12 protein-coding genes are annotated in these 14596 nt (G+C 64.3%); all 12 read right to left on the bottom strand.

Annotated elements, in window-relative coordinates; genetic code table 11:
• Entirely contained in the window at positions 1-1629 is a 1629-nt protein-coding gene (locus NKH91_RS02210; protein WP_352845562.1) for a GMC family oxidoreductase, read from the bottom strand.
• Positions 1630-1658: 29 nt separating this feature from the next.
• Positions 1659-2420 carry a 3-ketoacyl-ACP reductase gene (locus tag NKH91_RS02205; RefSeq protein ID WP_352856968.1) on the bottom strand — a complete coding sequence of 254 codons (762 nt, stop codon included), beginning with the start codon at positions 2418-2420 and terminating at the stop codon, positions 1659-1661.
• Positions 2417-3931, bottom strand: coding sequence for a GMC oxidoreductase (locus NKH91_RS02200; protein WP_352481921.1), 1515 nt, complete (start codon positions 3929-3931; stop codon positions 2417-2419). Before NKH91_RS02200 ends, NKH91_RS02205 begins: the two co-directional genes overlap by 4 nt.
• Positions 3932-3936: 5 nt before the next feature.
• Positions 3937-5052: an ABC transporter ATP-binding protein gene (locus tag NKH91_RS02195; RefSeq protein WP_352845565.1), complete on the bottom strand. Its 1116-nt coding sequence runs from the start codon at positions 5050-5052 to the stop codon at positions 3937-3939.
• Between the two features lie 4 nt (positions 5053-5056).
• Positions 5057-6001 carry a carbohydrate ABC transporter permease gene (locus NKH91_RS02190; RefSeq protein ID WP_023719057.1) on the bottom strand — a complete coding sequence of 315 codons (945 nt, stop codon included), beginning with the start codon at positions 5999-6001 and terminating at the stop codon, positions 5057-5059.
• Positions 5998-6957 (bottom strand): carbohydrate ABC transporter permease, encoded by a 960-nt coding sequence (locus NKH91_RS02185; RefSeq protein ID WP_352524644.1) that lies wholly within the window; start codon positions 6955-6957, stop codon positions 5998-6000. The genes NKH91_RS02190 and NKH91_RS02185 overlap by 4 nt, the downstream gene beginning before the upstream one ends.
• Positions 6958-7109: 152 nt before the next feature.
• Positions 7110-8363 (bottom strand): ABC transporter substrate-binding protein, encoded by a 1254-nt coding sequence (locus NKH91_RS02180; RefSeq protein ID WP_352524643.1) that lies wholly within the window; start codon positions 8361-8363, stop codon positions 7110-7112.
• A gap of 59 nt (positions 8364-8422) precedes the next feature.
• Entirely contained in the window at positions 8423-9934 is a 1512-nt protein-coding gene (locus NKH91_RS02175) for an aldehyde dehydrogenase family protein (protein WP_352845566.1), read from the bottom strand.
• 25 nt (positions 9935-9959) lie between these two features.
• Positions 9960-10736 carry an enoyl-CoA hydratase/isomerase family protein gene (locus tag NKH91_RS02170; protein ID WP_352845567.1) on the bottom strand — a complete coding sequence of 259 codons (777 nt, stop codon included), beginning with the start codon at positions 10734-10736 and terminating at the stop codon, positions 9960-9962.
• Positions 10729-12330 (bottom strand): acyl CoA:acetate/3-ketoacid CoA transferase, encoded by a 1602-nt coding sequence (locus tag NKH91_RS02165; protein WP_352845568.1) that lies wholly within the window; start codon positions 12328-12330, stop codon positions 10729-10731. The genes NKH91_RS02170 and NKH91_RS02165 overlap by 8 nt, the downstream gene beginning before the upstream one ends.
• Positions 12327-13343 carry a Gfo/Idh/MocA family protein gene (locus NKH91_RS02160; RefSeq protein WP_352845569.1) on the bottom strand — a complete coding sequence of 339 codons (1017 nt, stop codon included), beginning with the start codon at positions 13341-13343 and terminating at the stop codon, positions 12327-12329. Before NKH91_RS02160 ends, NKH91_RS02165 begins: the two co-directional genes overlap by 4 nt.
• Positions 13340-14395: a LacI family DNA-binding transcriptional regulator gene (locus tag NKH91_RS02155; RefSeq protein ID WP_352845570.1), complete on the bottom strand. Its 1056-nt coding sequence runs from the start codon at positions 14393-14395 to the stop codon at positions 13340-13342. Before NKH91_RS02155 ends, NKH91_RS02160 begins: the two co-directional genes overlap by 4 nt.
• Between the last annotated feature and the right edge of the window lie 201 nt (positions 14396-14596).

The raw sequence follows: 14596 nt of genomic DNA, 5'->3' as shown, positions 1-14596 counted from the left end.
TCATGCCGCTCGGTTGGTGGAAAACACCGCCGGCGGCAGCGGCTCCCGGCCAAGGATCAGATCGGCGCCCTTTTCGCCTACCATGATCGTCGGCGCGTTGGTGTTGGAGGAGGGGATGCGCGGCATCATCGAGGCGTCGCAGACGCGCAAGCCCTCGATGCCGCGCAGCTTGAGATCGGGCGTTACCACGCTCATCGCATCGTGGCCCATGCGGCAGGTGCCGACCGGGTGGTGGTCGGTCTTGGAACTGCGGCAGGCGTAGTCGAACAGTTCGTCGCCGGTCTGCAGGTCGGGTCCCGGTAGTACCTCGCGCAGCACGTAGGGCTGCAGCGCCTTCTGCCGCATGATCTCGCGCGCCAGCCTCAGCCCCTTGATCGACATGTCGCGGTCATAGGGATCGGACCAATAGTTCGGATCGATCAGCGGGCGGTCGGCCGGGTCGGCACTGTTCAGCCGCACCGTGCCGCGCGAGCGCGGGCGCAGGAAGGCCGAGTTCAGTGTCACGCCCGGATTGTTCAGCTTCTCGACGCCGGCCTCGATGCCGGAGCCGAGGCCGAGATGCAGCTGGATATCGGGAGAGGCGGCGGTCGGATCGGCGTACCAGAAGCCGCCGGTCTCGAACAGGCTGGAGGCCACGGGGCCCTTCTTCAGGAGAAGATACTGCAGGCCGGCCCACGCCGTCCAGTGCAGCTTGGCGTAGTTGTCATAGGTGTGGTTGCCGGTGCATTCGGCGATGACGAACAGGTCGAGATGATCCTGCAGATTGGAGCCGACGCCGGGCAAATCGTGCACCAGCGTCACGCCGACCGCCTTCAGATGGTCGGCCGGGCCGATGCCCGACTGCATCAGAAGCTTCGGCGAGCCGATGGCGCCGGACGAGACGATCACCTCGCGTTCGGCGTGCAGGATCGTTGGCTGGCCGCCCGGCTTGTCGACGATCTCGACGCCGACAGCGCGGCCTTTGTCGACGACGATGCGTGTCACCAGAACGCCGGTCCTGATGGTGAGATTCTTGCGCTCGCGGATCGGCCTGAGATAGGCGACCGAGGCGGAGGAGCGTTTTGCGTCCTTCTGCGTCAATTGGTAGTAGCCGACGCCCTCCTGGCTGGCGCCGTTGAAGTCGGGATTAAAGGGAATGCCCATCTCTTGTCCGGCACGGAAATAGGCCTCGCAGATCGGCAGCGGCGCGATCGGGTTCGATACGCCGAGCGGGCCCTGGTCGCCGTGAAAATCGTTGGCATAGCGCTGGTTGTTCTCGGCGCGCTTGAAATAGGGCAGCACGTCGCGATAGCCCCAACCGGCAAGGCCTTCTTCCTTCTCCCAGGCATCGTAGTCGCGGGCGTTGCCGCGCGTGTAGATCTGGGCGTTGATCGAAGAGCCGCCGCCGATCACCTTGGCCTGCGTGTACCGGAAGACGCGATCGTTCATGTACTTTTGCGGCACCGTCGACCAGCCCCAGGCGGCGATGCCCTTGGTCATCTTGGCAAAACCGGCCGGCATGTGGATCAAGGGATGCCAGTCCTTGCCGCCGGCTTCGAGCAGCAGCACCTGATGCGACGGATCTTCGCTCAGCCGATTGGCGAGTACGCAGCCGGCCGGGCCGGCGCCGACAATTATGTAGTCAGTCATGGGATGTAGTCGATCATGGCGTCACCTGTTCATAGCCTCGGCACGGACAGCGCGCCGTCGACATTGATGACCGAGCCGGTCGAAAAGCCGAGCTTGCCCCCGGCGAGCGCCGCCACGGCGGCACCGATATCCTTGCTCTCGCCCCAGCGCATTGCCGGCACCAGGCCGCCGTCGATCAATCCGTCATATTTGGCGGTGACACCCGCGGTCATGTCGGTGCGGATGATGCCCGGCCGCACTTCGAACACGGCGATGTTTTCGGCGGCAAGCCGCAGCGCCAGGTTCTTCACCCACATCGAAAGCCCGGCCTTGGAAATGCAGTAATCGGAGCGTTCCGGCGAGGCCATGGCGGCACTGACCGAAGTGATGGTGATGATCGACCTCGCACCATCGCTCGGCAGGTCGAGCATCGCTTTGGCAACGGCCTGGCTGAGGAATACGGTGCCGCGCAGATTGATGCTGAGCACCCGGTCGAAATTTTCCGGCTTGAGTTCAAGCAGGTCGCCGCGCAGGACGGTGCCGATGCCAGCATTGTTGACCAGGCAGTCGATGCGGCCGAAGGCGCTTGTCGCGGCATCGATCAGCGCTGCATGGCCGTCGAGGTCGGCGATGTCGCCGCTGACATAGGCGAACTTCGCGCCGCGCCCGGTGATGTCGGCGGCGAGCCCGTCGGCAGCTTCGTTGGCAAGGTCGGCGACCAGAATATCGAAGCCGGCGCTGGCCAGCGCCTCGGCGCAGGCAAGGCCGATGCCGCGCGCACCGCCGGTGACGATCGCTGCCGGGCGGCTCATGTTGCGAGCTCCGTCTTGCGGATGTGGTCGGCGACGCGCAGCGCCTGTGCGGCGATCGACAGCGCCGGATTGACGGCGGCCGAATTCGGCAGGAAGCCGGCATCGACGACGAACAAATTGCTGTGGTCGAAGGAGCGGCAGAATGGGTCGAGCGGCGAGGTCGCCGGGTCATTGCCCATCTTCACCGTGCCGCACTGGTGCGAGGGCGTGCGCTTGTCGAACGGCCGCGACAGAACGATCGGATAGCCGCAGGCGCGGAAATTCTCGCGCATCACCTTAGTCAGCCCGTCGAGCGACTGCATGTTGGAGCGCCGCCACTGCATGACGATGTCCTTGCCGTCGACCATGATGCGGCTCTCGGGATCGGGCAGGTCCTCGCACATCAGATACCAGTCGACGGCGCGGCCGGCCATGAAATCGAGCGCGAATTTGGGCGCGCGCCTGACATTGGCCTTGAGGATGTTGCCGTCGATCTTGCCGAGGAGTTGGACATTGCCGAGCGGCTTGCCGCCCTTGCCGTCGGACAGATAATAGTCGTTCAGCATCAGCGTCTTCTGGTAGACGGATTTGTTCCGGCGGCGCGGATCGATCGCCAGCATGGCGCTCGAATTGTGGTTCATGAAGTTGCGGCCGACCTGGTCGGAGCGGTTGGCCAGGCCTTTGCCGCCGCCTTTGCCGTTGGGGGAAGGCGAACGCAGCAGGATGGCGGCGGAATTGACCGCGCCGGCCGACAGGATGACCAGCTTCGGCGCGACGCTCTTCAGCGTACCGTTCTGTCGATAATGGACGGCGGCGATCGTCCTGGCGTCCGGCGATGCTTCGAGATGTTCGACATGCGCGCCGGTCTCGAGCTTGATGTTCTGGTCGGCAAGGGCCGACGCCAGCGGCCCCGTTTGCGCGTCGACCTTGCCGGCGCCGGTGTTGGGAAACGCATCCCACGGCGTGCTGCCGTCTTTCAGCCAGGCTTCGATGTCGACGCCGAGCGGCAGCGATGCCGGATGCAGGCCCAGGCTCTTCAACTCGGCGCGCGCACGCGCGATAGGCGGCTCGTCGGGTACCGGGCCGAAAGGGTAGGGCGTCGAGTGGAACGGCTCGGTCGGGTCTTCGCCGAGCGCACCACGCACGCGAAAAAGCTGCTCGGCCCTGGAATACCAAGGTTCGAATTCCTCATAGGAAAACGGCCAGGCCGGCGAGATGCCGCCATAGTGCTCCATCTCCGAAAAGTCTTGCCTGCGGTAGCGGATCAGCACCGCGCCGTAGAATTTCGAATTGCCGCCGACATAGTAGTAATTGCCGGGGTTGAACGCGGCACCCCCGGCCTCGAGCCACATCTCCTTCGGCCGGTAGTGGCCATCGACGAAGATGGCGCGGGTGTCGCGTGTATGCGGCGTCGCCGGCAGCGGTTCGCCGCGCTCCAGCATCAGGATCGAGGCGCCACCGCCGGCAAGGCCGGAAGCGATCGTGGCGCCGCCTATGCCGGAGCCGATGATGACGATATCTGGATTTGTCATGGCCGTCAGACGATGCGTCTCTCGGTCGCCGGATCGAAGAACACCGCCTTGGTCAGGTTGAAGGCGAGCGGCGTGACCGTGCCGGGCTGGATGTTGGCGTCGGCGCGCAGCCGCGCCACCACCGCCTTGCCGCCGAGATTGGTGACCGCGAACGTATCCGAGCCGGCCGGCTCGATGACCTCGATGTGACAGTCGGCGCGGGCGATGTTCGAGGCGTTGCGTTCGGCCCCTTCGGGATCGGTCAGTGCTTCCGGGCGGACGCCGAAGATGATCGGTTTTCCCTGGAACGCCGACAGGCCGGCCGGCGCATTGGCCAGCGGCAGCGAGATCGGCTGGCGCGCCTCGCGCTCCATGACGACGGAGAAGCCGCTGCCGTTGCTGCCGATCGTCGCCGGGATCAGGTTCATCGCCGGCGAGCCCATGAAGTCAGCAACAAACAGGTTGACCGGATTGTTATAGATTTCGGCCGGCGTACCGAACTGCTGCACCTCGCCGTCGCGCATCACCGCGATCTTGGTGGCCAGCGTCATCGCCTCGATCTGGTCGTGCGTGACGTAGACGATGGTGGTGCCGGTGGTGGCGTGCAGGCGCTTGATCTCGATGCGCATGTCGACGCGCAGCTTGGCGTCGAGGTTGGACAAAGGCTCGTCGAACAGGAACAGCTTTGGATCGCGCACCAGTGCCCGGCCCATGGCGACGCGCTGGCGCTGGCCGCCGGAAAGCTGGCTTGGCTTGCGCTTCAGCAAATGGCCGATCTGCAGGACCTTCGCCACCTTGTCGATGGCCTTCTGGCGCTCGTCGGCCGGCACGCCGCGCATCTCCATGCCGAAGGCGATATTGCCGGCGACCGTCATGTTCGGATAGAGCGCGTAGCTCTGGAAGACCATCGCGATGTCGCGCTTGGAGGGGTGGAGATCGTTGATCGTGCGTCCGTCGACGCGGATTTCGCCTTCGGTGATGGTCTCCAGGCCGGCAATGGTGTTGAGCAGCGTGGACTTGCCGCAACCGGAGGGCCCGACCAGCACGAGGAAGCCGCCCTTTTCGAGGTCGAGATCGATGCCTTTCAGGATCTCGACCGCTCCGAAACGCTTCTTCAACGCGTCAATTTCCAGAAAAGCCATGCGATTATCCTTTGACGGCGCCGGCCATCAGGCCGCGCACGAAATAGCGGCCGGCGAGCACATAGACGAGGAGCGTCGGCAGCGCGGCGATCATCGCCGCCGCCATGTTGACGTTGTATTCGACGACGCCGGTCGAGGTGTTGACGACGTTGTTCAGCGCCACGGTCATCGGCATCACGTCGCCGGAGCCGGCATAGGCGGAGGCAAAGAGGAAGTCGTTCCAGATATTGGTGAACTGGTAGATCACCGTCACCACGATGATCGGCAGCGAGTTGGGCAGCATGATGCGCCGGAAGATCTGGAAGAAGCTGGCGCCGTCGATCTGCGCCGCCTTCACCAATTCATTCGGAAACGCTTCGTAGTAATTGCGGAAGAACAGGGTGGTGAAGCCGATGCCGTAGACGACGTGGACGAACACCAGGTTCACCGTCGGATTGCCGAAGCCGAAGGTGAGGCCGGTCGCGTTCTGCAGCTTGACGCCGAACCGGCCGAAGCTGCCGAGGATCGTTGCCATCGGCAAGAGAACCGATTGGAACGGGATGAAGCAGGCAAACAGCATCAGCCCGAACACCAGCGTCGCCCCGCGAAAGCGCCACTTCGTCAGCACATAGCCGTTGAGCGCGCCGAGCAGGGTCGAGATGACGACCGCTGGAACCACCATCTTGATCGAGTTCCAGAAATAACCCTTCATGCCGACGCAGGTGAGACCCGAGCAGACCTCGCTCCACGCCCTTATCCAGGGTGCGAAAGTCGGCGCTTGCGGCAGCGCCAGCATGTTGCCGTTCTGGATTTCGTCCATGGTCTTGAACGAGGTCACCAGCATGACGAATAGCGGCATCAGGTAGAACAGCGCGAACAGCGCCAGCAGCCCGTAGATGACGATGCGGTTGACCGTCCTGGCGCGGATACCGCCAGTGTTCTGGCGAGCAGGAGTGGCCACGGCGCTCATCGCGGCTTCTCCCGGAGCTCGGAATAGAGATAGGGAACGATGATCGCGGTGATGGTCATCAGCATGATCACGGCGCTGGCCGAGCCGACGGCCATTTCGTTGCGCTTGAAGGTGTACTCATACATGAAGTTCGACGGCAGCCAGGCCGAGCCGCCCGGCCCGCCGCTGGTCAGCGCGACGACCAGATCGTAGGACTTGATGGCGAGATGCGCGAGCACGATCAACGCCGAAAGGAAGATCGGCCGCAGCAGCGGAATGACGATGCGGCGGTAGAGCTGGAAGGTGGTGGCGCCGTCGATCTGCGCCGCCTTCATGATCTCGCCGTCGATCCCGCGCAGGCCGGCCAGGAACATCGCCATGATAAAGCCCGAAGCCTGCCAGACGCCGGCGATGACCACCGTGTAGATGACGAAATCCTTGTTCTTGATCCAGTCGAAATGGAAGCTCGTCCAGCCCCACTGGTGCAACGTCTGCTCGAGGCCGAGGCCGGGGTCGAGAAACCATTTCCAGGCAACGCCGGTGACGATGAAGGACAGTGCCATGGGGTAGAGATAGATCGGCCGCAACATGCCTTCGCCGCGGATCTTCTGATCAAGCAGGATGGCCAGGAACAGGCCGAGCGCCAGGCAGATGAAGATGTAGAGAAAGCCGAAAATGCCCATATTGGTGATCGACGTGTACCAGCTCGATGGCGGGTCGATGTCGAAGGTCCAACGCCACAGCCGCTGGTAGGCGCGCGGGCCGGTGATGGCATAGGACGGGAAGGTCTTGGAATTGGTGAAGGACAGATAGATCGTCCACAGGATGAAGCCGTAGACGAAGACGATGGTGATGGCGAAACTCGGCGCCAGCACGATCTTCGGCAGCGCATCCTGCAGGCGCGAACGCACCGAGGCGCGCGGACGAGCATTGTGCTCCGGCGTCAGCTTGATCTGGCTTGTCGCAACCGTACTCATGAACTCCTCCCGTTCTGGGTCGTCCGTGCTTTCACCGCCAAGCGGGAAGACGGCCCGGTGCAGACGGGGTTTTGATCGACCGCGTGGTCGACCATATCTGCGGATTGGAACCTTCCCCGCCGGAGCGGGGAAGGTCTTTTTCGTGCGTGGCCTTACCTGGCGTCGTCGATCGCCTTGACCAGTTCGGTCACGGCCTCGTCCGAGGTCTTGATCTGGCCGTGGACGAACTTGGTCACGACATCCTTGTAGGCATTGGCGATCGCGGGCGGGGCGCCATAGCCCTGGGCCAGCGAACCGAACAACGTGCCCTTCTCGTTGGCGGCCTTAAGGTCGGCGATGCCCTTCTTGCCGCAGGCGTCGAAGTCGGTGTCCGGTACGTCGGTGCGGGCCGGAACCGAGCCCTTGACGACGTTGAAGGCCGACTGGAAGCTCTTCGACAAAGTGGCGGTGGCAAGTGCGGCTTGGGCGGCCTTGCGGTCGTCAGATACGTCGAACATGCCGAACACGTCGGAATTGTAGACGACGCTGCCGTCGGTGCCCGGGAAGCGGTAGCACAGGAAATCGGTACCCGGGATCTTGTTGGCGGCGTGGAACTCGCCTTTGGCCCAGTCGCCCATGACTTGAACCAGGGCATCCCCCTTGATGACCATGGCGGTGGCGAGGTTCCAGTCGCGGCCCGAGAAGTTCGGGTCGACATAGGTGACCAGCTTGGCGAGGTTGTCGAACGACTTCTTCATCGTGTCGGACTTGAGCGATGCGTCGTCGAGGTCGTTGAAGGCCTTCTTGTAGAACTCAGGTCCGCCGGTCGACAGCACGACCGAGTCGAACATGGTGGCTTCCTGCCAGTTCTGGCCACCGAGGGCGAGCGGAATGACGCCGGCCGCCTTGGCCTTGTCGAGCAGCGCAATAAGGTCGTCGAAGGTCTTCGGCTCGGTGCCGCCGATCTTGTCCATCACAGCCTTGTTGATCCACAACCAGTTGACCGAATGGACGTTGACAGGCACCGCGACCCATTTGCCGTCATAGACGGTAAACTTCTGCAGCGCCGCGGGAACAGCCTTGTCCCAGCCCTCCTTGACGGCGATAGCGGTGATATCGCCCATCTTGCCGGCCGCCGCATAGTCGAGCGCGGTGTAGCCGAGCATCTGCGAGGCGGTCGGCGGATTGCCTGCAGCCACCATTGCCTTCAGCGCAACCATTGCGGGGTCACCGCCACCGCCGGCCACCGGCACGTCCTTCCAGGCAAAGCCTTCCTTGGCCAGATCCTGCTTGAGCACGTTCAGAGCGGCAGCTTCGCCGCCCGACGTCCACCAATGCAGCATCTGGACTTCCTTGACGTCCTCGGCATGGGCCGCGAACGCAACGCCCGATGCGAGAGCCGTCCCGATAAGCAGTTTGCGCAACATGTACTTCCTCCCTTGTTGAACTTACACGACCGGCGGATGCCCACCGGGTTCTTCCCAACTCAGCCGACCCACCATCCGGTGCGCTGGCCGCGATGAAACTGGATTGTCTTTTCCTCGGTATAATCCTCGACGGCGCGCTTGCCGAGTTCGCGTCCGAGACCGGACTGCTTGTAGCCGCCGAAAGGCAGCTCGGGATAACCCTCCATGAACGTGTTCACCCAAACGGTTCCCGAACGCACATTCCGCGCCACCGACATGCAGGTATCGATGCTGGCGCTCCACACGCCCGCCGACAGACCATAGGGCGTGTTGTTGGCGATGTGCAACGCCCTTTCAATCGATTCAAAAGTCAGCACCGAGAGCACCGGACCGAACACTTCCTCGCGCGCAATGGCCATGTCTTCGGTGACGTCGCGAACGATGGTCGGATCAAGATACTGGCCGGCGCTCGAAGCAAGCTGCTTGCCGCCGCTATAGATCCGGCTGCCCTCGTTTTCCGCTGCCGTCACGTAGCCGGTGACCTTGGCCACATGGTCGGCGGAGATCATCGCGCCGACCTTGGTGCGATCGTCGAGCGGGTCGCCGACGGTCACCTTGGCAGTCAGCGCCTTTACTGCGCCGAGGAACTCGTCGGCGATCGCCTCATGGACGATCAGCCGGCTGCCGGCATTGCAGCATTCGCCGGCGTTGAAGAAGCCGCCGAATACCGCCGCGTCGGCGGCGGCTTCGAGGTCGGCATCGGGAAAGACGATCTGGCCGTTCTTGCCGCCGAGCTCCATCGAGACTTTCTTCAGCGAGTTGGCGGCAGACGCCATGGTCATCTTGCCGACGCGGGTGGAGCCGGTGAACGACACCATTTCGACCAGCGGATGGCTGACCATCGGTGCGCCGACATCGGCGCCCAGCCCGGCAAGGATGTTCACGACGCCATCGGGCAAGCCGGCCTGCATCAGGATCTCGCCGAGCACGAAGGTCGAGGCCGAGGTCATCTCGCTCGGCTTGACCACCGCCGTGCAGCCGGCGGCGAGCGCGAAGGGCAGTTTCTGGCTGACGATAAGGAACGGGAAATTCCACGGCGTGATGATCGAGACGACGCCGATCGGTTCGCGCAGCACGACACCGAGCATGGCATCGCCGAGATTGGCGTAGCTTTCGCCGTGAAGCGTGCGGGCGAGTGCCGCAGCATAGCGCCAGATGTCGATGGCGCCGCCGATCTCGCCGCGCGCCTGGGCAATCGGCTTGCCGGATTCCAGCGCGTCGAGCCGGGCAATCTCGTCCAGTCGCGCCTCGATCAGGCCAGCCGTCTTGAGCAGGATCGCGGCGCGCTCGGCGGCTTTCATGCGCGGCCACGGGCCGGTCTCGAAGGCCTTGTGCGCGGCCTGTACCGCCGCCTCGACGTCCGCCGCGCCGGCTTGCGCATAGCGCGAAACGGTGAAGCCGTGGCCGGGGCTGCTGCGCTCCAGCGTGCGGCCGTCCTGGGCGCCGACGAACTTGCCGCCGATCAGCAGTCGGTAGCTTTTCGGCGCTGCGGCTGCCTCGGCGGGCATGGTGATGTTAAGAGGCGCGTTCATGTGATTTCCAGGTTCCGCTCGCATTCTATGATCTTGAAAACGCCGGTTTCTGCTTGGCTTTGAAAGCCTCGACGCCGGCCCTGAGATCGCTCGTCAGCGCAACGAAGCCGCTGGCCAGCGCTTCGGTCGCGGCGGCACTCTCTTCGCCTTCGGCGATGGCAATCATCAGCTTGGCGGCTTCGGTTGCCAGCGGCCCGCGCTCGGCGATCTTGCCGGCCCAGGCCTTGGCGTCCGCGAACGCCTTGCCGGTCTCGACCGCCCGGTCGACAATCCCCCACGCCATCGCATCGGTTGCCAGAAACACCTCGCCGCCAAGCGCCATCCGCCGCACCGCCTGTGCACCGAAGCGGCGCACGGCGCGCTGTGTGCCGGACCAGCCGGGAACGACGCCGATCGAGGTCTCGGGGAAACCCAGCTTCACCTGTGTTTCTGCCACGCGGAAGTCGCATGCAGCCGCCAGTTCCAGCCCACCGCCCAGCGCATGGCCGGCAAGCACGGCGATCGTCGGCTGCCGCAGCCGCGCCAGCCGGTCGAAGACGCGGTGGCCGTAGCGCACCCATTGCACCTGGAAGTCGACAGCGCTCATTTCTGCCCATGCTTCGACATCGCCGCCGGCGCAGAAGCCCTTGCCTTCGCCGCAGACCAGCACGACGCGGACGCCATCCGCCGCCTCGGCCTCGTCGAGTGCTGCTTCCAGCGCCCGCAGCATCGGAATGTCGAGCGCGTTGAATTTCTCCGGCCGGCGCAGCGTGACAATGCCGATGGCGCCGTCAGTTTCAAAGGTTACTAGACGCTCAGCCATGTGCGCCCCCAAGCGAGGCGCCGCTATTAAGCAACAGGCCGATCGGTCGGTCGTGGTAGAGCGCGTCCGGCGTCACTTTGAGGTCGTTGGCGACAGCAAGCGGGATCTCGGCCTGCGCCAGCACATCGCGTTCAAGGTCGATGCCCGGCGCCAGCTCGGTGACCATCAGCCCTGCCGGCGTCAGCTTCATCACGCAGCGCTCGGTGATGTAGGTGATGTCCTGCCCTTGGGCGACGGCACGCTTGCCCGAGAAGGAGATGTGCTCGACCTCGCCGACGACTTTCTTGACCTTGCCCTCCTGGTCGATGCGGATGCCGCCATCGGCCAATGAGAGTTTGCCACCGGCATTGAAGAAACCGGAAAAGACGATCTTCTTCGCCCGCGCGGTGATGTCGACGAAGCCGCCGGCGCCGGCGGTGACATGCGGCCGCGCCGAAAGCTTCGAGACATTGACAGAGCCGTGGCGGTCGATCTGCAGGAAGGACAGCAGCGAGGCGTCGAAGCCGCCAGCCTGAAAATAGATGAACTGGTGCGGCGAGGGCATGAAAGCGTCGGCGTTCGACGAGCAGCCGAACTTGAAGTCGAGCAGCGGCACGCCGCCAACCGCGCCCTGTTCGATGACCCAGGTGACCTTGCCGTGCTGGCCTTCCTCGAGCAGGATGCGCGGCACATTGGCCGAGATGCCGAAGCCGATATTGACGGCCATGCCGTCGGCAAGCTCCATGGCGACGCGGCGGGCAATGACCTTCTGGACGTTCATTTCAGCGTTGCGAAAGCTCGACAGTGGCCGGAAGATCTCGCCGGAGATGGCCGGATCGTAGGGCGTCAGCGTCGTCTGAAACTGGTCGGGCGCCACCACGATATGATCGACCAGCACACCGGGCACACGCACATCGTGCGGCTTCAGCGTGCCGTTCTCGACGACGCGCTTGACCTGCGCGATGACGATGCCGCCATTGTTGCGAGCGGCCAGCGCCTGTTCGAGGCCGCCGAGATAGGCGCCTTCATGCTCATAGGTGAGGTTGCCGCGCTCGTCGGCGGTGGTGGCGCGGATGATCGCGACCTGCGGCACGATCGAGCGGAAATAGAGCCACTCCTCGCCATCGAACTGCTGCACGGAAACGATCGGCTCGCTGGCGGCGGCATTCATGGCGCAGCCTTGGTGGCGCGGGTCGGCGAAGGTGTCGAGCCCGACCTTGGTCAGCACCCCGGGGCGCTTGGCGGCGGCCTCGCGATGCATGTCGAACAGGATGCCGGACGGCACGTTATAGGCGGCGACCGAATTGTCGCCGATCATCTTCCAGATCTGCGGCGGTTCGGACGAGGACGGCCCGGATGGATAGGAGCCGCACAAAGTGCGCTTCAACAAGCCGGGCTTGGCGAGATGATCAATGCCCTTGATGCCGTACATGTCGCCGGCGGCGATCGGGTGCAGCGTCGTGATATCCTTGGGATGCCCATCCGCGTCGAAGCGCTCGCCGATGGCGGCCAGCACCGCGTCCGGACAGCCGAGGCCGCTCGACGATGACACGGAAACGACCATACCATCCTTGATCAGGCCGGCAGCCTCAGTCGCGGAGACGAGCTTGCTCACCCAGCACTCCCGAGCTTCGGGTCGATGGCAACGGCCTTGCCGGACCTGGCCGACTGCAATGCCGCTTCGGCCGCGGTCAGCGACCAGACGCCGTCCTCGCCGGTGGCGGAAGGCTGGCCCTCGCCGCGGATCGCCGCGTGGAATTGGCGCAGCGAACGGGCATAGAGGTCTTCGCGATCGAAGCTCAATTCCTCCTCGCCCTGTGCCGTTCGCAGCAACACAGAGCCGACTGGCTTCTGCGTCATCACGTCCCTGCCGATCAGCGAGCCTTCGGTGCCATGCACCTCGAAGCCGGTCCCGGCGAACTTGGTGGTGAAGCCCTCATGCGACTGGGCGATGACGCCCGATGCGAAGCGCCAGAGGCACATGGCGCCGTCTTCCAGCCCGCCGGCGGCCATGCCGGCCGATTGTGTGAAGGCCGAGATCCCGACTGGATCGTCGCCGAGCACGAAGCGCAGCGTATCGGCATCGTGGACGGTGATGTCGAGCACCACGCCGCCGCCGGCGTCCGGCCTGGTGATGCGCCAGCCCTGCAGGTTTTCCGGCAGATAGACAGAGTGGAAGACGCGCGCGGCGATCGGCCTGCCAATGCGGCCGGCAGCGATCGTTGCGCGCATCGCCCGATGCGAGCCGGCATTGCGCAAATGGTGATTGGTGCCGAGCACGACGCCGGCGGCCCTGGCCGCCGCGACGATCTTGCGGGCGTCGGCACTGGTCAGCGCCAGCGGCTTTTCGCACAGCACATGCTTTCCCGCCTCGAGGGCGGCGAGTGCCTGTTCGAGATGCAATTCGTTGGTGGTCGAGATGTAGACGGCGTCGATATCGGATTTGAGCAGGGCGTCCAGCGTCGTGACCGCCGCCTGAATACGGTTTTCGCTGGCATAGGTGCCGGCGCGCTCCGGGCTGGAGCTCATCACTGCGGCGATCTCGCCGTCCGGCTGCGCGCGGATGGCGCCGATCATGAACTGTCTTGCGATCATGCTGGCGCCGATCAGCCCCCAACTGACGGTCATGCCGCGTCTCCTATTCCTGCGCAGCTATGCTCCTTGCGATCGGGGCCGCAGCTTTCCCTGACCACGAGGTTGACGGCGCCGATATGATCCTCGGCGCGCGTGGTGCGCGATTGGATCATCTTCAGCACGACATGGGCGGCGCGCTCGCCGAGGCCGGCGGTGTTCACCGACACGCTGGTCAGCGCCGGCATATAGTGCTCGGCCTCGGCGACGTCGTCGAAGCCGACGACGGCAAAGTCCGCGCCAGGCTCCAGACCGCGCTTGCGTAGCGCCAGCAAGACGCCGAAGGCGACCGCATCGTTGAAGCAAAGGGCTGCAGTCGGCGGCGCGGCCATGGCGAGCGCGGTTTCCAGGCAGGCAATGCCGCCCTTGCGGCTGGTTTCGCCCTCGAAGACCAGCCTGTCGGCCGGTGCGATGCCGAGCGCTTCACAGGCCTCGCGAAAGCCGCCCAGCCGCTCGTGATAGACGACAAGGTCGGACGAACCGCCGAAGAAGGCCAGCCGGCGGTGGCCCTTACCGATCAGATGGGCGGTAGCGAGATAGGCGCCGCGATGATTGTCGGGCGTGATCACCGGGATGCGGCTTTCGGGGAGGCGGCGCATGACGAAGACAACCGGAACGCCCGCGGTCTCAAGGCGGCGGAACGCGCCGGGCGTGGTGCCGCGCGCGGGAGACACGACGAGCCCGGCGACACCCTGCTCCATCAGCGATTTCAAAACCTCTTCCTGGCGCACCGGGTTTTCAGCCGTATTGGCGATGAAAGGCACGACGCCGGCCGACTGGAAGACGCGCTCCATGCCGACCGCCAGTTCGGCGAAGAACGGATTGGTGAGATCGTTGATGACCATGCCGATGACATTGGAATGGGCCTTGCGCAGATTGGCGGCGCCGCGGTTGTAGACGTAGCCGACGTCCTCGATCGCCTTGCGAACCTTGAGCGCAGTTTCAGGCCGGATCAGCCCGCTGCCTTGCAGCACCAGCGAAACCGTCGATTTGGACACGCCCGCCTCACGGGCTATGTCGAGTATCGTTGCCTTGGCCCGGCTGGCCATCCAGATCTGTCCTCCCGATGGTTTCCTAATGCGATTTATTGGAACGATCTAATCGCTCCTATGGATTTGAGTCAATCGCGTTTTTGCGAATCCGTGAAAATGCGGCTCATGGCGCCCAATTGCCAAGGAGTATATGGCTTTGTGCTGTTGCGCTGCCGCAATTCGACCGGCGCACGGCGGAGCGGCAAAGCATCTTGATTT

It is taken from the genome of Mesorhizobium sp. M0894, assembly GCF_040319725.1.
In the GTDB taxonomy this organism is placed as follows: Bacteria; Pseudomonadota; Alphaproteobacteria; order Rhizobiales; family Rhizobiaceae; genus Mesorhizobium.
This window is presented reverse-complemented; position numbering and strand designations above follow the sequence as displayed.

Coding starts and splice junctions, on each gene's coding strand:
- NKH91_RS02200 (WP_352481921.1), bottom strand. CDS start 3,931: ATGACAAATCCAGATATCGTCATCATCGGCTCCGGCATAGGCGGCGCC.
- NKH91_RS02180 (WP_352524643.1), bottom strand. CDS start 8,363: ATGTTGCGCAAACTGCTTATCGGGACGGCTCTCGCATCGGGCGTTGCG.
- NKH91_RS02195 (WP_352845565.1), bottom strand. CDS start 5,052: ATGGCTTTTCTGGAAATTGACGCGTTGAAGAAGCGTTTCGGAGCGGTC.
- NKH91_RS02160 (WP_352845569.1), bottom strand. CDS start 13,343: ATGACCGTCAGTTGGGGGCTGATCGGCGCCAGCATGATCGCAAGACAG.
- NKH91_RS02205 (WP_352856968.1), bottom strand. CDS start 2,420: ATGAGCCGCCCGGCAGCGATCGTCACCGGCGGTGCGCGCGGCATCGGC.
- NKH91_RS02190 (WP_023719057.1), bottom strand. CDS start 6,001: ATGAGCGCCGTGGCCACTCCTGCTCGCCAGAACACTGGCGGTATCCGC.
- NKH91_RS02170 (WP_352845567.1), bottom strand. CDS start 10,736: ATGGCTGAGCGTCTAGTAACCTTTGAAACTGACGGCGCCATCGGCATT.
- NKH91_RS02155 (WP_352845570.1), bottom strand. CDS start 14,395: ATGGCCAGCCGGGCCAAGGCAACGATACTCGACATAGCCCGTGAGGCG.
- NKH91_RS02185 (WP_352524644.1), bottom strand. CDS start 6,957: ATGAGTACGGTTGCGACAAGCCAGATCAAGCTGACGCCGGAGCACAAT.
- NKH91_RS02210 (WP_352845562.1), bottom strand. CDS start 1,629: ATGACTGACTACATAATTGTCGGCGCCGGCCCGGCCGGCTGCGTACTC.
- NKH91_RS02175 (WP_352845566.1), bottom strand. CDS start 9,934: ATGAACGCGCCTCTTAACATCACCATGCCCGCCGAGGCAGCCGCAGCG.